Annotated in this window: 15 protein-coding genes; 5 read left to right on the top strand and 10 right to left on the bottom strand. The window is 70.2% G+C overall.

Annotated elements, in window-relative coordinates:
• The first annotated feature begins 358 nt into the window (after positions 1 to 358).
• On the top strand, positions 359 to 925 hold the full coding sequence (locus BN159_RS26160; protein ID WP_015660010.1) for a DJ-1/PfpI family protein: 567 nt from the start codon (positions 359 to 361) through the stop codon (positions 923 to 925).
• A gap of 80 nt (positions 926 to 1,005) precedes the next feature.
• Here the strand turns inward: BN159_RS26160 and BN159_RS26155 are convergent, their stop codons facing one another.
• Both BN159_RS26155 and BN159_RS26150 read right to left on the bottom strand, forming a co-directional pair.
• A complete protein-coding gene (locus BN159_RS26155) occupies positions 1,006 to 1,671 on the bottom strand; it encodes an HAD family hydrolase (RefSeq protein WP_015660009.1) in 666 nt (221 codons plus the stop codon).
• Positions 1,672 to 1,751: 80 nt separating this feature from the next.
• Positions 1,752 to 2,267, bottom strand: a complete 516-nt coding sequence (locus BN159_RS26150; protein ID WP_015660008.1) for a DUF6912 family protein — start codon at positions 2,265 to 2,267, stop codon at positions 1,752 to 1,754.
• A 331-nt stretch (positions 2,268 to 2,598) separates the two neighbouring features.
• Between BN159_RS26150 and BN159_RS44235 the strand changes: the two genes are divergently transcribed.
• A complete protein-coding gene (locus BN159_RS44235) occupies positions 2,599 to 3,189 on the top strand; it encodes an Rv3235 family protein (RefSeq protein WP_015660007.1) in 591 nt (196 codons plus the stop codon).
• A 128-nt stretch (positions 3,190 to 3,317) separates the two neighbouring features.
• Here the strand turns inward: BN159_RS44235 and secA are convergent, their stop codons facing one another.
• The gene (gene secA / locus BN159_RS26140) at positions 3,318 to 6,164 is read right to left on the bottom strand and encodes a preprotein translocase subunit SecA (protein WP_015660006.1); all 2,847 of its coding nucleotides are present in this window, start codon (positions 6,162 to 6,164) and stop codon (positions 3,318 to 3,320) included.
• A 268-nt stretch (positions 6,165 to 6,432) separates the two neighbouring features.
• Here secA and BN159_RS26135 point away from each other — a divergent pair, with 268 nt between their 5' ends.
• Positions 6,433 to 7,005, top strand: a complete 573-nt coding sequence (locus BN159_RS26135; RefSeq protein WP_015660005.1) for a GNAT family N-acetyltransferase — start codon at positions 6,433 to 6,435, stop codon at positions 7,003 to 7,005.
• 150 nt (positions 7,006 to 7,155) lie between these two features.
• On the top strand, positions 7,156 to 8,328 hold the full coding sequence (locus tag BN159_RS26130) for a winged helix-turn-helix domain-containing protein (protein WP_015660004.1): 1,173 nt from the start codon (positions 7,156 to 7,158) through the stop codon (positions 8,326 to 8,328).
• Positions 8,329 to 8,357: 29 nt separating this feature from the next.
• Here BN159_RS26130 and BN159_RS26125 read toward each other — a convergent pair whose 3' ends face one another.
• The 7 genes from BN159_RS26125 to mtnA all read right to left on the bottom strand — a co-directional run bounded on the left by BN159_RS26125 (position 8,358) and on the right by mtnA (position 17,290).
• Complete coding sequence (locus BN159_RS26125) at positions 8,358 to 9,104, bottom strand: response regulator (protein WP_015660003.1); 747 nt, start codon at positions 9,102 to 9,104, stop codon at positions 8,358 to 8,360.
• 202 nt (positions 9,105 to 9,306) lie between these two features.
• Complete coding sequence (gene hpf / locus BN159_RS26120) at positions 9,307 to 9,999, bottom strand: ribosome hibernation-promoting factor, HPF/YfiA family (protein ID WP_015660002.1); 693 nt, start codon at positions 9,997 to 9,999, stop codon at positions 9,307 to 9,309.
• A 314-nt stretch (positions 10,000 to 10,313) separates the two neighbouring features.
• Positions 10,314 to 11,189, bottom strand: a complete 876-nt coding sequence (locus BN159_RS26115) for a hypothetical protein (RefSeq protein WP_041821896.1) — start codon at positions 11,187 to 11,189, stop codon at positions 10,314 to 10,316.
• 200 nt (positions 11,190 to 11,389) lie between these two features.
• Positions 11,390 to 13,228: an LpqB family beta-propeller domain-containing protein gene (locus BN159_RS26110; protein ID WP_015660000.1), complete on the bottom strand. Its 1,839-nt coding sequence runs from the start codon at positions 13,226 to 13,228 to the stop codon at positions 11,390 to 11,392.
• Entirely contained in the window at positions 13,218 to 15,281 is a 2,064-nt protein-coding gene (gene mtrB, locus BN159_RS26105; RefSeq protein WP_015659999.1) for an MtrAB system histidine kinase MtrB, read from the bottom strand. The genes BN159_RS26110 and mtrB overlap by 11 nt, the downstream gene beginning before the upstream one ends.
• 1 nt (position 15,282) lies before the next feature.
• Positions 15,283 to 15,972: a two-component system response regulator MtrA gene (mtrA, locus tag BN159_RS26100; RefSeq protein WP_015659998.1), complete on the bottom strand. Its 690-nt coding sequence runs from the start codon at positions 15,970 to 15,972 to the stop codon at positions 15,283 to 15,285.
• Between the two features lie 175 nt (positions 15,973 to 16,147).
• A complete protein-coding gene (gene mtnA, locus BN159_RS26095) occupies positions 16,148 to 17,290 on the bottom strand; it encodes an S-methyl-5-thioribose-1-phosphate isomerase (RefSeq protein WP_015659997.1) in 1,143 nt (380 codons plus the stop codon).
• Between the two features lie 141 nt (positions 17,291 to 17,431).
• On the opposite strand from mtnA, the gene BN159_RS26090 reads away from it, so the two are divergent.
• Positions 17,432 to 18,766: a glycerophosphoryl diester phosphodiesterase membrane domain-containing protein gene (locus BN159_RS26090; protein ID WP_015659996.1), complete on the top strand. Its 1,335-nt coding sequence runs from the start codon at positions 17,432 to 17,434 to the stop codon at positions 18,764 to 18,766.
• The last annotated feature ends 3 nt before the right edge of the window (positions 18,767 to 18,769 follow it).

Genomic DNA, 18,769 nt, shown 5'->3' with positions numbered 1-18,769 from the left:
TCCGCACTGCCGCCACCGCGGGGTTGCGGATCGCCGCGGGAACCCTCTCGTCCCCACCCCGCCCCCGAAGACCAGCGACCACCGCCCGGCCACGGATGTCCTCCGTGCTCACCGGGCGCAGGGCAGGGGCAACAACGCCCCCGCGAGCTATCGCGCTGATCACGCCACAAGGCTATCGCTGATTACCGGGGGCCCGTCATGAGCCGTATGTGTACAAAACCAGGGCTGGAAGTTTGACGTTCTGCACAGTAAGCGCGCACAGCGGGCGGTCGTCACCGCCCTGCGGCCACTGCCCTGCGGCACCCACTCGGCGTACGCCCCCTTGGCAAGGCCGGGCAACCGAGGCACGTTGCCAGACATGACAGCCAAAATCCTCATCGTCACCGGCGACGCGGCGGAGTCCCTGGAAGTCCTGTACCCCTACCAACGCCTCCGCGAAGAGGGCTACGACGTCCACATCGCCGCCCCCACCCGCAAAAAGCTCCAGTTCGTGGTCCACGACTTCGAACCCGGCTTCGACACCTACACCGAGAAGCCCGGCTACACCTGGCCCGCGGACCTGGCCTTCGCCGAAGTGGACCCCGGCGACTACGCCGCCGTAGTGATCCCCGGCGGCCGAGCCCCCGAATACCTCCGCAACGACCCCGAACTCCGCAAGATCCTGAAGTCCTTCATCGACGCCGACAAACCCATGGCCCAGATCTGCCACGGCCCCCTGCTCACGGCCGCGATCGACGCCCTACGAGGCCGCCGCGTCACGGCGTACCCCGCCCTGGAACCGGACATGCAACAGGCCGGCGCCACCTTCCAGGACGCGGAGGCAGTGGTCGACGGCACCCTCGTCTCCTCCCGCGCCTGGCCCGACCACAGCGCCTGGATGCGCGAGTTCCTGACGGTCCTGCGGGCGAAGGCTCCGGTGGCGTAGGGGACGACGCACAAGACAAGGCCGTCAGAGACAAAGCCGTCAGAGACAAGGCGGCGTAGCCAACAGGCCCCGCCGACCGCCTACGCCGCCAACCGCTCCGCCTCCGCGACGGCCTCCCCCAGGGAGTCCACCACCGGCACCCCGACCTCCTCCAGGCTGGCCCGACTGTGCGACCCCCCGGTGTACAACACGGCCCGCGCCCCCACATGCAACGCCGCCACCGCGTCATCGGCCGCGTCCCCGATCACCACGGTCCGCGCCGGGTCGACCCCGCCCAGCGCCCCGAGATGCCGCACCATGTGCTCGGCCTTGCTCCCGCCGGAGGGCCCTGTCCGCCCGTCCACCCGTATGAAGTGCGCATCGATCCCGAACCCCCGCACCAACGGCACCAGCTCGTCATGGGTGTACATGCTGAGGATGGACTGGCTCCGTCCGGCCGCCCCCCAGCCCGCGAGCAGCTCGGTCGCCCCCGCCGTCAGCCCGCACCCCACACGGTGCTCGGCGTAGTACCGGTGGAAGGTGCCGTCCATGACCTCCCACTCGGCATCGGTCGGCAGCCGCCCCAACAGCCGCTCGTAGAACTTCGGCACCGGCACGCAGTACAGCGCCCGGTACTGCTCCATCGTGATCGGCTCAAGCCCCAGCTCGCCGAAGGCCGCGTTCGTGGCCCCGATGATCGCGTCATTGTCGTGGAACAGCGTCCCGTTCCAGTCCCAGACGATGTGCGCCCCTGCTCGCTTCCCCATGCCGAAAACCGTACCCGCCCTCACTGACAATCAAGAGAACCGCAGGTCAAGGCGGGAAATCGCCCAGCGGCACAGTCACCTCACCCGCCGAGCCCCACCAGATTCGGAATCTCCTGCGTCGCGAACCACAGCAGTTCATGGTCCTCGGCCCCGTCCACGACGAACTGCGCGTCGTCGTCCCCGCCGTCCGCCGCCACCAGCGCCTCCGCGGCGGCGGTCACATCCGCCTCCGCGTCCCCGCTGTCGACATGCACCGAGGCCACCTTGCCCAGCGGTACGGCTCCGGCGACCCGCACCTCACCTGGCGCCGCCGGTTCCAGTCCCCGGTCGGGGTCGACCGTCGCCGCCCCGTCGGCGACATCGACGGCCACCACGACCCGCCGCCGCGCCGCCCCGGCATCCGCCGCCAGCAGCCGCAGCGAGGCCACGGCGGCCCGGTTGAGCGCGGCGTACTCCAGCTCCTCGATGTCGTCGGAGAGGTACCACTCCCGCAGCGCGGGAGTGACGGCGTAGGCGAGGAGCGGCCCGCCCCCCAGCTCACCCGTCTTGTACGCCTCGGCGAGCCCGGGAAGGGTCAGGGGGACGTAGACGCGCATTGGCTGGCCGCTTTCGTGGTCGGAGGCTCCGCAACAACCCCGGGGAGGGCGTGACCCGCACCTCCTGAAGGGCCTTCAGGATACGTGCGCCGTCCCCTTTCGAGCGCCCACCCGAGCCCTCGCGGCCGTCCACTCCCGTCCGGAAACTCACCCGGTGCACCCCCGGACTTCCGGGCCGAAACACCCCCGAAGTCATCCGGATAGGTGAAGATTCCGACCCCCGCGACCCGCCCCCGCCCTTGCTTGATGCGGCCGCCCTCACCCCCGTACAAGATCCCCAACCGCAAAGTTACTGCCCGGTATTTCCCGGGCCGACCCATCGGGGGCACCCATGAACAAGGTCATGACGAGGGCAAGGACGACAAAGACCCACCCCGGCGCCCGCCCGCCCGGCCGCCGAGACACCCGCCGACCCGGCGGCACCCCGCCCCGCACCCCGAGCGGGAGGCTGCGCACCCCGAGTGCGGCTCCCCGCACCCCTGGCGACCCGACAGCCACCACTCGGCGCACCGCGACCCTCGAATCCCCGCTGGTCCCGCCCCAGACTCCCCGCCGCCCCATCCCACCGACCGTCCCCCAACCCCGCCCCACCGACGTCTTCGCCGACCGTCTCCTCGCCGTCCTCAGCGGACAGCGCCCGGTCCACTGCATGCTCCGGCACACCGCGGGCCGTGCCTACGACGACCTGGCCTGGCTCGCCGAACGCGGCCCCCTGCGCGCCCGCCACGGCACCCGCCCGGTCGTCCGGGACATCGGCTACTACGTCCCCTCCCCCGGCGCCATCGAGGTCTTCGCCCGCATCGGCGCCGGCGACCGCCTACGCGCCATGGCCTTCCGCCTGGAACAGGGCGCGGACCTCCGCTGGCGCTGCACGGCAGTGGAACTGGGCGGCCCCGCCCGCCCCCGCGCGAACGACGACTGAGCCCGCCGTACGGCCTCGTGGCCTCATGCCGAAGGGCCGGGGCACCCACATGGGTACCCCGGCCCTCCCAGCCGCCGCCACGCCCTCTCAGGCGCCGCGACACCGCTTCAGCGCACTACATCCGCGGGCTACTTCTTACGACGCCGTCCGCCGCGCGACTGCTTGCGCCGCTCCGCGCGGGTGAGGCCGTCCGCCTCCGAGCGCACCGGCTCGTCGTCGTCGGACCAGTCGCTCTCGATGGTGCCGCCCGCGCCGTCCACGGTCGGCGCGGAGAGGTGCAGGTTCCGCCGCTGCGGAGCGTCGAGACCCTTCGCACGGATCTCCGGGCGCGAGCCGGCCTGCGCGGGAACCGCGTCCTGCGCGGCCTTCTCCAGCGTCGGCTTGGCGTCCTCGACCGGGACCTCCTCGACCTGCTGCTCGACCTGGACCTCCAGGTTGAACAGGTAGCCGACGGACTCCTCCTTGATGCCCTCCATCATCGCGGTGAACATGTCGAAGCCCTCGCGCTGGTACTCGACCAGCGGGTCCTTCTGCGCCATCGCGCGCAGGCCGATTCCCTCCTGGAGGTAGTCCATCTCGTAGAGGTGCTCGCGCCACTTGCGGTCCAGGACCGACAGCACGACCCGGCGCTCCAGCTCACGCATGATCTCGGAGCCGAGCTGTGCCTCCCGCGCCTCGTACTGGGCGTGGATGTCGTCCTTGATGGACTCGGCGATGAACTCGGCGGTGAGACCGGCGCGGTCCCCGGCCGTGTCCTCCAGCTCCTCGATGGTGACCTCCACCGGGTAGAGCTGCTTGAAGGCGCCCCACAGCCGGTCCAGGTCCCACTCCTCGGCGAAGCCCTCGGCGGTCTCCGCGGTGATGTACGCGTCGATCGTGTCGTTCATGAAGTGCTGGACCTGCTCGTGCAGATCCTCGCCCTCCAGGACGCGGCGGCGCTCGCCGTAGATGACCTCACGCTGGCGGTTGAGGACCTCGTCGTACTTCAGGACGTTCTTGCGCGTCTCGAAGTTCTGCTGCTCGACCTGCGACTGCGCGGACGCGATCGCGCGGGTGACCATCTTGTTCTCGATCGGCACGTCGTCCGGGACGTTCGCCATCGACATCACGCGCTCGACCATCTGCGCCTTGAACAGCCGCATCAAGTCGTCACCCAGGGACAGGTAGAAGCGGGACTCGCCCGGGTCGCCCTGTCGGCCGGAACGGCCGCGCAGCTGGTTGTCGATACGCCGCGACTCGTGCCGCTCGGTGCCCAGTACGTACAGGCCGCCGAGGTCCTCGACCTCTTCCTTCTCGGCCTTGACCGCGTGCTCGGCGCGCTCCAGGGCGGCCGGCAGCGCGTGCGCCCACTCCTCGATGTGCTCCTCGGGGTCGAGGCCGCGCTGGCGCAGTTCCGCGTCGGCGAGGTCCTCGGGGTTGCCGCCGAGCTTGATGTCCGTACCACGGCCGGCCATGTTGGTGGCCACGGTCACGGCGCCCTTGCGGCCCGCCTGGGCGACGATGGTCGCCTCACGGTCGTGCTGCTTGGCGTTCAGCACCTCGTGCTGGACACCGCGCTTGCTCAACTGCTGCGAGAGGTACTCGGACTTCTCGACCGACGTCGTGCCGACGAGGATCGGCTGGCCCTTCTCGTGCTTCTCGACGATGTCGTCGACGACCGCCTCGAACTTGGCGACCTCGGTGCGGTAGATCAGGTCCGACTGGTCCTTGCGGATCATCGGCCGGTTCGTCGGGATCGGCACCACGCCGAGCTTGTAGATCTGGTGGAACTCGGCGGCCTCGGTCATCGCCGTACCGGTCATGCCGGACAGGCCGGGCTGTTCCTTGCCGTCGTGGTCGTGGCGCTTGTAGAGGCGGAAGAAGTTCTGGAGGGTGATCGTGGCGAGGGTCTGGTTCTCGTCCTTGATGTCCACCCCTTCCTTCGCCTCGATCGCCTGGTGCATGCCCTCGTTGTAGCGGCGGCCGGCGAGGATACGGCCGGTGTGCTCGTCGACGATCATGACTTCGCCGTCCATGACGACGTAGTCCTTGTCCTTCTTGAAGAGCTCCTTGGCCTTGATGGCGTTGTTCAGGTAGCCCACCAGCGGCGTGTTCACCGACTCGTAGAGGTTGTCGATGCCGAGCCAGTCCTCGACCTTGGAGACGCCGGACTCGTGGATGGCGACCGTGCGCTTCTTCTCGTCGACCTCGTAGTCGCCGGTCTCCTCGATGCCCTTGAGCTGGTTGCCGGCCTCGCCCCGCTTCAGGCGGGTGACCAGCTTGGCGAAGTCGCCGTACCACTTGGTGGCCTGGTCGGCCGGGCCGGAGATGATCAGCGGCGTACGGGCCTCGTCGACCAGGATGGAGTCGACCTCGTCGACGATGGCGAAGTTGTGGCCACGCTGGACGAGCTCGTCCTGGGACCACGCCATGTTGTCGCGCAGGTAGTCGAAGCCGAACTCGTTGTTCGTGCCGTACGTGATGTCGCACGCGTACTGCTCGCGGCGCTGGGCGGGCGTCATGTTGGCGAGGATGCAGCCGACATTCAGGCCCAGGAACTTGTGGACGCGACCCATCATCTCGGAGTCGCGCTCGGCCAGGTAGTCGTTCACCGTGATCAGGTGAACGCCCTTGCCGGACAGCGCGTTCAGGTATGCGGGCAGGGTGCCGACGAGGGTCTTGCCCTCACCGGTCTTCATCTCGGCGACATAGCCGAGGTGGAGGGCGGCGCCACCCATGATCTGCACGTCGTAGTGGCGCTGGCCGAGTGCGCGCTTGGCGGCCTCACGGACCGTCGCGAACGCCTCGGGGAGCAGGTCGTCCAGGGTCTCACCATCGGCGTAGCGCTGCTTGTACTCATCGGTGAGCGCCCGCAGCTCGGCGTCGGAGAGGTCGACGAAGTCCTCTTCGATGGAGTTGACCTGGTCCGCGATGCGGTGCAGCTTGCGCAGGATCTTGCCTTCGCCTGCACGCATGATCTTCGAGAGGACGGACACGGGGGTTGGTCTCCTTGCCGGTCGGGCCTGGGACGGTCGGTTTCCATTTGACTTGACTGAGCAACGGCCATCGTATGCGAGGACCCCGCCACGCCGGGAGGCCTGCCGATACCGCGACCGTCCGCTGCTTCACATCTCTTCGAAAGGCACAACGGACGGGCGGCGCGGATAGTGCCGTGCGGCGCCCACGAATTGCGCGAATTGTGATCGCCCGCTCACGCACGGCAAATACCTGGCACCTTCGAGGGCCCCCGAGCAGAATCGGCGGATGGACCCCGTGACGCTGACCACCGACCGGCTCCTGCTGCGCACAGTCGGCCCGGACGACACCGATGCCGTGTTCCGTGCCGTCCAGGACCCCGACATCCTGCGCTGGACCACGATCCCCTCGCCCTACCTCCCGGAACACGCCGGCAGCTTCACCGAGCAACTCGTCCCCGACGGCTGGGCGGACGCCACGATGTTCACGTTCGGCGTCTTCCTCCTCGAAGGGGAGGAGCTGGTGGGCATGCTGGGTCTGACGATGCGCGCCCTGGGCGTCGCTGAGGTCGGCTTCTGGACGGCGAAGGAACACCGCGGCAAGGGCTACACCACCGAGGCGGTCCTCACCGCCGTCCGCTGGTCATTCACCGAGGCCTCCATCGACCGCGTCGAATGGCGGGCCGAGGTGGGCAACCACGCCTCCCGCGCGGTGGCGCAACGCGCCGGCTTCACCATGGAAGGCACCCAACGCTCCGCCCTCAACAACAAGGGCGTGCGCAGAGACTGCTGGGTAGCCTCCCTACTCCCATCAGACCTGGGCCTGCCGTCGACGGCACCGTACTTGCCGGCGAAGAGCTGACGCCGAACCTGCGGCCAGTCACGGGTGGGGCGCAGCGGCACCCCGCATGCGCGGGCGAGCACACCCACCCGACGGCGCCCCCGCCCAGCGCATCCTCACAAACCCCCAGCTCACCCCCCACTGTCAGTGCCACCCCCTATCGTGCGAGCCATGACGACCCCGCGCCCCAGCACCGATCTCTCGGCAGACGAGGCCCGCCGCATCGCCCTCCGCGCCCAGGGCTTCCTCGGCACGCCCAACCGCAGATCCGGCGTCCGCGGCGTCCTGCGTCACCTCGGCGCGGTCCAACTCGACACCATCTCGGTCCTGGCCCGCTCCCACGAGCTCATCCCGTACGCCCGCCTCGGCGCGGTGGGCCGCGGCACGGTCGAGAACGCGTACTGGACGGACACCCACGCCTTCGAGTACTGGTCCCACGCCGCCTGCATCCTCCCGGTCGAGGAGTGGCCCCACTTCGCCTTCCGCCGCCGCGCCTACCGCAACCGCCCGCACTGGGGCCATGAACTCCCGGACGGCGCCTACGACCAGGTGATCAAGCAGCTCACCACCGAAGGCCCGCTCACCGCCACGGAGTTGGGCGGCGCGAAGAAGACCAGCGACTGGTGGGACTGGTCCGGCTCCAAGGTCGCCGTGGAACGCGCCCTGATGTACGGCGAGGTCGTCTGCGTGGAGCGCCGGGGCTGGAAGCGGGTGTACGACCTGGCGGAGCGCGCCATCCCGAACGACCTGCTCCACGACGAGCTGGACGACACCGAGTGCCTGCGCCGCCTGGTCCGCCTCGCGGGTCAGTCCCTCGGCGTCGGCACCCGCGCGGACATCGCCGACTACCACCGTCTCAAGGCCGAGCAGGTCGACGCGGTCATCGCGGACTCCGGCCTGATCCCGGTCACGGTGCAGGGCTGGGCGAAGCCCGCCTGGGCCGATCCTGCGGCCCTGGAGACCCCGCCGCGCGGCCGCCACCGCACCACGCTCCTGTCCCCGTTCGACTCCCTGATCTGGGAACGGGCACGCACGGAGCGGATCTTCGGCTTCACCCACCGCCTGGAGGCCTACGTCCCCCGCCAGAAGCGCGTCCACGGCTACTTCGCGATGCCGGTCCTGTCGGGCGGCCATCTCATCGGCCGAGTGGACCCGGCCCGCGAAGGCCGCACCCTGGTGGCCAAGCAGGTCACCCTGGACGGCCGAAAGGCGGTTCCAGGGGTCGCCCAGGCCCTGGTGGAGGCAGCGAGCTGGGTGGACTGCACGAACGTACGCGTGGAACGCGTCGAGGCCCCGGAGCTGCGCGAGCCCCTCGACCAGGCACTCACCGGCCTGCTGGCCTGAGAGCGGTCAGAACCCCCTCCTGGACTCCGCTACCGGATCTCCAGGATCTTCTCCCGCATCGCGTACACCACGGCCTCCATCCTGGAGTGCAGCTGGAGCTTCTCCAGGATGTTGCGCACATGGTTCTTCACGGTGTTCTCGGAGATGAACAACTCCTTCGCGATATCGCGGTTGTTCATGCCCGTGGCGACCAGCTTGAGCACCTCCAGCTCACGGTCGGTCAGCCGCGGCGCCGGAACCAGCCGCCGCTCGTCCGTCCGCTGGATCATCGACTTGAACTCGGTGAGCAGCTTGGACGCCATCGACGGGCTGATCTGCGACTGCCCGTCGGCCACCGCGCGAATGGCGGTGGCCACCTCGTCCGTGGAGATCTCCTTCAGGAGATAACCGGTCGCGCCCGCCTTGATCGCGTCGTAGAGGTCGGCCTCCTCGTCGCTGATCGTCAGCATGATGATCTTCGCGCTGGGCGCCACCTCCTTGATGGAGGTGCAGGCCTCGATCCCGCCCCGCTTCGGCATCCGCACATCCATCAGCACGATGTCGGGCAGCAGATCGGCGGCCTTGTCGACGGCCTCGGCACCGTCCCCCGCCTCCCCGACGACCTGGATGTCCTCTTCGGCGGCGAGCACGATCTCCAGTCCACGGCGGAAGAGGGCGTGGTCGTCCACGACGAGGACTCTGATCGGCTCCTTGCGTGAGGGGCCCGCGTCCGGGCGCACGCCGACGACACCGCCGTCGGCATCCTCGTCCTGCATCGGTCCGAAGGTGTCCGCCATCGTTCCTCCCCCTGAAGGCTGTGGCTGGTCAGGTGCCATCGCCAACCCAAGGCAGCGGCCCACCGGTTGGGCCGGTGCGGCCATGATTTCATGCCCGGACGACACCGCGGTGACAGAGCGGGGCGCGAACTGGTCGCACACCGGTGCCCCTGGGGGCGCACACGCGCTCCAGGGGCACCCGCTCGTCGGTCAGCCGGGTGGCTCAGCCGCCCAGCGTGCCACCGGCCGCCTGGGCGTCCGCCTCCGCGACCATCGGGTCCGTGTTGAGGTGGATGACGCCGTAGTCGTAGGCGTGCCGCCGGTAGACGACACTCGGTTCCTTGGTCTCGGAGTCGATGAACAGATAGAAGTCGTGCCCGACCAGTTCCATCTCGTAGAGAGCTTGGTCGAGGGACATCGGGGAGGCGACGTGCGTCTTCTCGCGTACGACGAGGGGACCCTCGCCCTTCACTTCGAGCGAGCCGATCTTCTTGGTGGGAACGCCGTCCGGCTCTTCCTCCTGGAAGGCGTGGCCGTTCCCGTTGAGCGTCGCCGCGCCCGGGACATGGTCGGGGACCTCGGCTGCCGTGAGCCGTCGCGCGCCTCGGCGCGAGTAGCGCTTGTCATGCTGCTTGCGCAGCCGCGCGTCCAGCTTCTCCGCCGCCAGATCCAGTGCCGCGTACGGGTCGCTGGCCGCCGCCTCCGCCCTGATCACCGGACCACGGGAGCGGAGCGTGATCTCCACTCGGTCACTGCGGTCGGCCTGTCGGGGGTTGGGCTCCTTGGACACCTCGACGTCGAGGCTGATCACCTTGCCATCGAGCTTCTGGATCTTCTCCAGCTTCAGCTTCTCGGCCACGTGCTTGCGGAACCGCTCGGGCACCTCGGTCTTGCGGCCCTTGACGACGATGTCCACGCAGAACTCCGTTCCCGGATCGCTCCGCTCCAGCGGCGGAGCATCTCCCTTTTGCACCAGGCTCCGGCGAACCCCGGAACCTCGGACTCGGTGACTTCCACCTCCTCCTCCCCCATGGGCAAGATCTCCACCCCGCCGGCTCGGGTGAATACGAAAACCCGCAGCACGGCATTCAGTTTTGAGAGGGATGGCCTGCGCCTTTCTCTCACAACCGAACATATCTCGCCCGGACGGATGTCGTCACCCTCTACTGCGGCGTACCTCCGTTCAGGTGAATTGGCCCTCTCATTACCTGCAACGATGCAAGTTCGGTGTCAGTTCCGGTTTATTTCGAAGGCATCCGGCGAAGCCGCGACGACGGCCGCGCACAGCGCATCACCTGCGCGGATACCGCGCGTCATTCCCGGCACTGAGTGCCTCCGCACCGCCGCCTCCGCCTTCACTTCCGCACTCCGTTCCCCCCTGTCTTCTCTGTCTTCCCGTCCAACCGCCGTACACACCGCCGTCACCCCGGCATCACGTCCAATCAGCCGTACCGTTCCCCTTGCCCCTTCCCGCACCGCACGCGCCGCCTCCGCCAATGAGGCACCGGTCGTCATCAGGTCGTCGACCAGCACGACCGAACCGCCGCCCAACAGCCGGCCCGCACCCGGCGCGACCTCCAGAGCGCCCGCCAGATTGTTCAGCCGCTGCCGGGAGTTGAGCCCCGACTGATCGGCCACGGCCCGCCGCTGCCGCAGCACGGCGAGCACCCGCGCGGGCGTACCGGCCCGCCGCAGCTCGGCCGCCGCCGCGAGCGCGATCCGCCGCGCCGGATCATGCCCGCGAGCCCGCACGGCCCCGCGCGCCGACGGCACGGGCACCAACAGCACCACGTCCCCGCGCGGGCCGCTCCCCGCCCGGAGCCCCGCCCGCACGGCTCCCGCCAGCGCCACCCCGAGCGGCGCCGCCAACGCCAGCGCCCCGCGCTCCTTGTGGGCCAGCAGGACGGCCCGTACCTCGTCCGCGTACCGAGCCGCCGCGTGCACGACCGGCAGCCCGGACGGCGCCGGATCAGGCCGGACCCGGCACGGCACGGCCCCCCTCAGTGCCGTACGGCACTGAGGACAGAGCACCGTACGGGGCCGCCCGCAGCCCCCGCACTCGGCCGGCAGCACCAGATCGGTGAGGTCCCGCCACCACTCCCGCATGACCACCACTGTGCCCATCCGGGCGCCTGCCTGCCACCCCTGTGGACAACCACCTGTGGATAACTCCGCCGGGATCACGCAAAGGCCATTTGACCTGGGGAAAACACGGCATGTGAAGGCACGGCATGAGAAAGCGGCCGTCCCCGCCGAAGCCAAGCCTCGACCGAAATCAGCCGCTCACCCCTCGACAGCGGGTCCGCTCACCCCGGATAGACCGGCGCCGTCCCGTCCGTCACGACCTTCTGCCACTGTCCGCCGGCCTGAAGCCGCACGATGCCGTCCTCGGAGTAGGCCACCAGCGCCAGCCGGTCGTCCTCGGTCGCGGCGATCTCCTTCACCCCGGTGAGCGCGGCGGGCGCCGGCCCCTCCGGCGTGGATCCGTCGACCTGCACGTACCGCACCGTCTGCACGCCGTCCTGTTCACGGCCGACCACCACGAGCCGGCTGTCGCCCGCCCAGGAGACGGTGGTGACCTCCTCCAACTGCGGCGTGGCGGAGCGCAGTTCCATGACCGAGACCGTCGGCCGGTCCTCCCCGGGCTTCGTCTCGCGCTCGATCCGCCCGATGAGCAGGGACGACTGCTCGCCCTGGGACACCACGAGCGCGATCCGCACCCCGTCCGCGGCGACCCGGACCGACTCGATGCGCCCGTCCAGCCCTGGTGTCTTCACCTCGAGTGGATCGCCCGCGCCGTTCTCCAGCAGAAGCAGCCTCGGGTCGTCGGGGTTCCGGTCGGCGATCCAGAGGTCGTGCTGGGCGTCCCAGCTCGGCGCGGTCAGCCGGTCCTTCTCCGTCTTGCCCGCACTGCGCAGCACCGGCTCCCCGAGCGATCCGCCCGACACCAGCGAGCCGACGTACAGCTGCTTGCCGTCCCGGCCGACCCCGGCCGCCATCTCCTCGTCCCGCGAGACGGCCGCGGACCGCAGTTGCGTCTGCCCCTCGCCCAGCGCGCCCGGCACCGCCTCCGGCGTCCGCGCGCCCTCCTCGGCCTTCATCCGCACGAGCCGGTGCTCGTCGTCGACGAAGTACACGTACTCGACGTCATCCGTGGACCCGCGCGTGGCCGTGGATCCGGCCCGCCCGGAAGCCAGCGAGCACAGTTGCCGGTCGCCCGACTCCAGCACGACCTCTTCCAGCGAGGGCGACAGGCTGCGCAGCGTGAACAGCAGCTGGGCCGCCATCTCGGTGCACCGGTTCAGGCCGACCCGGGCCGCCTTGTCGTTCAGCGGCACGGTCAGCTTGTTCTGCTCGTCGGGCGTCAGCGTGGTGGTGCCCTTCGCCAGCGCCGTACCCGTGGGGAAGCTCGTCCGGACCACGTGCCTGAGCAGGGTGGTGGGCCCCTTCAGCACCGAACGCACCATCTGCGTCATCGGGTCGACACGCTCACGGACGAAGACGGGGTCGGCGACGGCCGCCGTCTGCCGGCTCCCGCCCGCGACGCTGTTCGAGGCGAAGTAGTACTTGTTGACCGACGTGTAGTTCCGCTCGAAGTCGCCCTGCCCCAGGACGACACCCGGCGGCAGCTCGTCGATGCGCCACTGCTTGGTCTTCGGGTCCTGTGCGAGATGCAGCAGCGCCTCGTAGCCGCCGTCCGCCGGCGCGTACGACTGCTGCTCGTCCACCGTGGCGACCTTGATGCCGCTCAGCGTGAACGAGGTCTCCCCCGTGTCCTCCCGCCCCCGCGGCCGGGGCAGCTCGAAGGCGTCGGGACTGTCCGCGAGGACCGTCGTGCCCGTCCTCGGCTGCCACGCCTTCGCCGCGCCCTTGGTCAGATACTGGCTCGCGGTCTCATAATTCGGATCGTCGCTGGTCAGCGCCTCAAGAAAGCCCTGTACGAGCTGTGTGGGCGTCGCGTCCTCCGGGGGCGGCACCGCGAACACCCGCACCTGGGTGTCCTGGATCTGAGTGGAGTCGACCCCGCTCAGATCCCCGCTGTCGGGCATCGAGGCACACCCGGCCAGCAGTACGGCGCCACAGGCGACGTACGCCACCGCGCGTCCCGGCCGCCGCCGGGTGCCCCCCTCGCGGTCAGCGCCCACGAAATGCCTCCCCTTGCCTGCTCGGGTCCTGCGACGGCCCGGCGTTGTCATCGCGCGCCGCCTCCCCGGCGGGCGCGTCGTCCTGTCGTCGCGGCACCGAGGCGGGCCGGGGCACCACGCGCGCGCCGTTGCCCGGCAGTGCCGTCGGATCGGCCGTGGGGGCCATTCCGTTCGGCCGCTGCGGGATCGGGTCGCGCGAGGGCATGCCGGACGCCTCGCCGGTCAACTGCGCCGGCACGGTCGCGCTCTTCTCCCCGCGCGGGAGACCTGCGTCGTCCAGCCCGCGGTTACGGCGCGAGTCCTTCGGCTCCAGCGGTATCGGGGAGCCCCTGAGCGGCTCGTCCGCGGTCCGCGGCAGCGTCAGGCGGAACTGGGAGCCGCCACCGGGCTCGCCCCAGGCCTGGAGCCAGCCGCCGTGCAGCCGGGCGTCCTCCAGGGCGATGGACAGCCCCAGACCCGTACCGCCGGTGGTACGCGCGCGTGCCGGGTCGGCCCGCCAGAAACGGCTGAAGACGCGGGTCGCCTCGCCGGGCTTGAGCCCGACGCCGTAGTCGCGCACCGCGACCGCGACCGCCCCGCCCGCCGAAGCGAGCTTGACCACCACGTCCCGGCCCTCGCCGTGCTCCACGGCGTTGACCACGAGATTGCGCAGCACGCGCTCCACGCGCCGTGCGTCGGCCTCGGCGACGACGGGCTGCTGGTCGCCCACCATCCGTATCGTCGTGCCCTTGCGCTCGGCGAGCGGCTCGGCCCCGCTGACCACCCTGCGGACGACCTCACGCAGGTCGATCGGCTCGGCCTCCAGTGCCGCCGCGCCCGCGTCGAACCGGCTGATCTCCAGCAGGTCCGCGAGCAGCGACTCGAACCGGTCCAGCTGGTCGGCGAGCAGCTCGGCCGACCGCGCGGTCACCGGGTCGAAGTCCTCCCGCGCCTCATGGATGACATCAGCGGCCATCCGTACGGTCGTCAGCGGCGTCCGCAGCTCGTGCGACACGTCGGAAACGAACCGCCGCTGCATTCGCGACAGGTCCTCCAACTGCTGAATCTTCAGCTGGAGGTTCTGCGCCATCTTGTTGAAGGCCTCACCCAGGCGGGCGATGTCGTCCTCGCCGGTGACCTTCATCCGCTCCTGGAGGCGCCCGGCGGACAGCCGCTCGGCGATCCCGGCCGCCATCCGCACCGGCGTGACGACCTGCCGCACCACGAGCCAGGCAATGGCCCCGAGCAGGACGACGACGAACAGCCCGGCGGTCGCCAGCGTGCCCTTGACCAGGCTCAGCGACTTCTCCTCCTGCGTGAGCGGGAAGAGGTAGTACAGCTGGTAGGGGTCGCCGTTGGGGTCGTTGACCTGCTTGCCGATGACAAGGGCCGGCTGGGACTCCTTGTCGGCGTTGTAGATGATCCGCGTGTAGCTCTGGGCCGCCGAGGTGCCGCTGTCTATCCGCTCCCGCAGGTTCTCGGGCACGCTGGCACTCGGGGCGACGTAGTTCGAGGCGCGCGGACCACGCCCGCCGCCGCTGTCCCCGCCGGAGGGGAGCGTCACGACCTCGAAGGCGCCCTGGCCACCGCTGGACAGCGATTCCACCAGTTCACTCATCCACTGGATGACGTTCTGATCGGGCCGGCCGTCCGCGGCGGTGCCGTCGTCGCCGGTCCCGGCCTCCAGGCCTGTCTCGTCGGCCGCCTGCTTGGCCGCGGCGAAACCGCCGGCGGCCTGGCTCTGCGCGGCCTTCACCTTGGCGTCCAGCAGGCCGTTGCGCACCTGCCCGATGACGACGAAGCCCAGCAGCAGCACGACGCCCAGCGACATCAGCAGGGTCGTGACGACGACCTTGAGCTGGATGTTGCGCCGCCACAGCCGCATGACGGGCAGCAGCGGCCGGCGCACCCAGCGCATGAACAGCCGAAGGACCGGGCTGCCCTGGACTCCGCCCTGGAGCAGCCCGCCCTCCAGGAATCGTCCCCAGCGCGAGCCTGCCGTCCCCCGGCCGACAGGCCGCCCCGCGCGGGTCCCGGACCGTCCGGGCGCCGAAGCGGCACTGTCACCGGACATGTCAGCTCGGTCCCGCCTTGTAACCGACACCACGGACGGTCACCACGATCTCCGGCCGCTCCGGGTCCTTCTCGACCTTGGAGCGCAGCCGCTGTACATGGACATTGACCAGGCGGGTGTCGGCGGCGTGCCGATAGCCCCACACCTGCTCCAGCAGGACCTCGCGGGTGAACACCTGCCACGGCTTGCGCGCGAGCGCCACCAGCAGGTCGAACTCCAGCGGCGTCAGCGCGATCGACTGCCCGTCCCGCTTCACCGAGTGCCCGGCCACGTCGATGACCAGGTCACCGATGGCGAGCTGCTCCGGCGCCGGCTCCTCCGACCTCCGCAGCCGCGCCCGGATCCGGGCGACCAGCTCCTTCGGCTTGAACGGCTTGACGATGTAGTCGTCCGCGCCCGACTCCAGGCCCACGACGACATCGACGGTGTCGCTCTTGGCCGTGAGCATCACGATCGGCACACCCGACTCCGCCCGGATCAGACGGCACACCTCGATGCCGTCCCGTCCGGGCAGCATCAGGTCGAGCAGCACCAGATCAGGCTTGGTCTCACGGAAAGCGGCCAGCGCCTTGTCGCCGTCGGCTACGAAAGACGGCTCGAAACCTTCACCACGCAGCACGATGCCGAGCATCTCGGCCAGTGCGGTGTCGTCGTCGACGACAAGGACTCGTCCCTTCATAAACGACATCATCCCATTCTCGTAACAGTGACCGGGGCGCTGGTGAGAAGGGTCACTGGCCTGTGACGATAGTCGTATGGGGTCGCTACTGTCTGCCCTCGCCCATCGATCATGAGGCCGACGGCCGGTCAACGCCGTGTCGACGCCCATCGGACACCGGTCGCCGACTCACCATGAACACCCGGCGTCAGCCGATCGTCACTTCCCGCGACCTGGCACACACCTCGGCCAGCGCCTCAGCCGTCACGGGCGACACCACGCCCTCTTCCGTCACGATCGCCGTCACCAGCTCCGGCGGCGTCACATCGAACGCCGGGTTGTACGCCTGCGTCCCCAACGGAGCCACCGGTATCCCACCGCCCGGCCCCGTCACCGGCACCTGCGGCGCGGTCACCTCGGTCACCTCGAACCCGGCACGCTGCTCCACCTCGATGGACGCCCCGTCGGGCGTGTCCCGGTCCACCGTCGTCACCGGCGCCACCACGATGAAGGGCACATGGTGGTACCGAGCGAGCACCGCGAGCGGATAGCTCCCCACCTTGTTCGCCACCGACCCGTCCGCCGCGATCCGGTCCGCACCGATCAGCACCGCGTCCACCTCACCGGCCGCGAACAGCGAACCCGCCGCGTTGTCCGTGAGCAAGGTGTACGCCATCCCGCTGCGCGCCGCCTCGTACGCCGTCAGCCGCGCCCCTTGGAGCAGCGGACGCGTCTCGTCCACCCACAGCCGCCGCAACTGGCCCGCCCGATGCGCCGCCAGCGCCACCGCGAACGCCGTGCCCTCCCCGCCGGACACCAGCGAGCCGGTGTTGCAGTGCGTCAGAACGCGGTGCCCACCACCGGGCAACAACTCATCGAGCAGCGCCAGGCCCCGCTCGGCCATCCGTGCACTGGCCTCGGCATCGTCCCGGTGCAGCTTCCGCGCGGCGGCCAGCGCCGCCTCCGCCGCCTTGTCGGTGTCGCCGCTCCTGGCCAACTCGGCCCGGTACGCGGCCTGCGCCCTGCGCACCCCGACGGCGAGGTTCACCGCGGTGGGCCGAGCGCCCGCGAGCGCGTCCGCCGCGTCGTCCACGTCAAATCCCCGCACGGCGGCGAGCGCGACACCGTACGCCCCCGCGATCCCGAGCAGCGGCGCCCCGCGCACGGCGAGCGACCGGATCGCCTCCACCAGCATCGGCGCATCCGTACAGACCAGTTCGACCTCCTCTACGGGCAGCCTCGTCTGGTCGAGCAGGACCAGGACGGGGCCTTCGGGTGGCTCTTCCCAGCGGATCACCGGTATCTCGGTCGGCCGCTTGTCCTCGCCTGATTGCGCGTGCTGATCAGCCATGCGGTCAGTCTGCCCGTTATCCGGCGGACAATTGAAGGTGTGCAGCCCATACCGTGGCCGGCCACCGGATGACCACCCCATGGCACGATGGCTGCCAACCTGCCACCGCGCCCCGCGGACGGGCACCGTGAAGGAGCGACGATGAACGACACTCCGGGCTGGGCCTCGCCCGGATCCGCCCCGTCCGACGGGCAGGAGCACGGCAAGTCCGGCCCTGACCGGCCCGCCGACCGCCCGGACCCCGAGCAGCCCGCGGACCAGCCCGGCGCGGAGCCGCAGGGCCCCGGCTCGAAGTGGTCCAAGGAGCAGCCGCCACCGGCCCAGTGGTCCGCGCCCACCGGCCCCCCGGCCCCGGAGCAGACCCCGCCTCCCCCGCCGCCCGGCCCCGGCTGGGGCAGCAGGCCCCCCGCGAGCGGCGGCCACGGAGGCCATGGCGGTCCCGGCGGATACGGCGGACACGGCGCCTGGGGCGGCGGTTGGGGCGGCCCCCCGCCCGCGGCCAGGCCCGGTGTGATTCCGCTGCGCCCGCTCGGCGTCGGCGAGATCCTCGACGGCGCCGTCTCCACCATGCGCGCCTACTGGCGCACGGTCCTCGGCATCGCTCTCACCGTCGCCGTCCTCACCGAGATCGTCGTCGTCCTGCTCCAGGGCTTCTTCCTCAACGACCGCATCGACACCGAAGCCCTCAACGACCCCAGCGCCACCCTCGGCGAACTCACCCGCGCCATGGGCGACGCCATGCTCGGCTACGGCGTCATCTCCCTGATCTCGCTGATCGGCACGATCATCGCGACCGCCCTGCTCACCACCGTCACCAGCCGCGCCGTCCTCGGCAAGCCGGTCAACCTCGGCGAGGCCTGGAACGACGCCCGCCCACAGGTCGCCAGGCTGTTCGGCCTGATCTTCCTGCTGCTGCTCATCACCTTCGGCATCATCGCCGTCGGCGCACTGCCCGGCATCCTGGTGGCCGTCGCGGGCGCCGGCGAGGCTGGCGCCGCGCTCACCGCCCTCGGCAGCCTGTGCACGATCGTCGTCGCGATCTGGCTGATGGTCCGCTTCTCCCTCGCCTCCCCGGCTCTGATGCTGGAGAAGCAGGGCATCGTGAAGTCGATGAGCCGCTCCGTGAAACTGGTCCGCGGCTCGTGGTGGCGGATCTTCGGCATCCAGCTGCTGGCCATGATCATCGCGAGCATCCTGGCCTCGATCATCGCCATCCCGTTCGTCTTCCTGGCCGACGCCTTCAGCGGCGACAGCGTGGGCGGCCTCCTCGAGAGCGGCGGCGGTGACCTCGGCTGGACCTACCTCATCGTCAGCGGTGTCGGCTCCGTGATCGGATCCATGATCACCTTCCCGATCTCGGCCGGTGTCACCGTGCTCCTCTACATCGACCAGCGCATCCGCCGCGAGGCACTCGACCTCGACCTGGCCCGCGCCGCCGGCGTCCAGGGCTACGGATCCGACACCCCGGGGAGCTGAACC

Origin of the sequence: Streptomyces davaonensis JCM 4913 (assembly GCF_000349325.1) — a bacterium.
Taxonomy (GTDB): domain Bacteria; phylum Actinomycetota; class Actinomycetes; order Streptomycetales; family Streptomycetaceae; genus Streptomyces; species Streptomyces davaonensis.
The sequence above is the reverse complement of the archived record's forward strand: the minus strand, read 5'-3'. Positions and strand labels throughout refer to the sequence as shown.

Bases quoted from the DNA above. Each gene is read 5' to 3' on its own strand.
- BN159_RS26115 (WP_041821896.1), bottom strand. From the start codon at position 11,189: ATGCGGGAGTGGTGGCGGGACCTCACCGATCTGGTGCTGCCGGCCGAG.
- BN159_RS26160 (WP_015660010.1), top strand. From the start codon at position 359: ATGACAGCCAAAATCCTCATCGTCACCGGCGACGCGGCGGAGTCCCTG.
- BN159_RS26150 (WP_015660008.1), bottom strand. From the start codon at position 2,267: ATGCGCGTCTACGTCCCCCTGACCCTTCCCGGGCTCGCCGAGGCGTAC.
- BN159_RS26125 (WP_015660003.1), bottom strand. From the start codon at position 9,104: ATGGCGGACACCTTCGGACCGATGCAGGACGAGGATGCCGACGGCGGT.
- mtnA (WP_015659997.1), bottom strand. From the start codon at position 17,290: ATGGCTGATCAGCACGCGCAATCAGGCGAGGACAAGCGGCCGACCGAG.
- mtrA (WP_015659998.1), bottom strand. From the start codon at position 15,972: ATGATGTCGTTTATGAAGGGACGAGTCCTTGTCGTCGACGACGACACC.
- BN159_RS26155 (WP_015660009.1), bottom strand. From the start codon at position 1,671: ATGGGGAAGCGAGCAGGGGCGCACATCGTCTGGGACTGGAACGGGACG.
- BN159_RS26130 (WP_015660004.1), top strand. From the start codon at position 7,156: ATGACGACCCCGCGCCCCAGCACCGATCTCTCGGCAGACGAGGCCCGC.
- mtrB (WP_015659999.1), bottom strand. From the start codon at position 15,281: ATGTCCGGTGACAGTGCCGCTTCGGCGCCCGGACGGTCCGGGACCCGC.
- BN159_RS44235 (WP_015660007.1), top strand. From the start codon at position 2,599: ATGAACAAGGTCATGACGAGGGCAAGGACGACAAAGACCCACCCCGGC.
- BN159_RS26135 (WP_015660005.1), top strand. From the start codon at position 6,433: ATGGACCCCGTGACGCTGACCACCGACCGGCTCCTGCTGCGCACAGTC.
- BN159_RS26090 (WP_015659996.1), top strand. From the start codon at position 17,432: ATGAACGACACTCCGGGCTGGGCCTCGCCCGGATCCGCCCCGTCCGAC.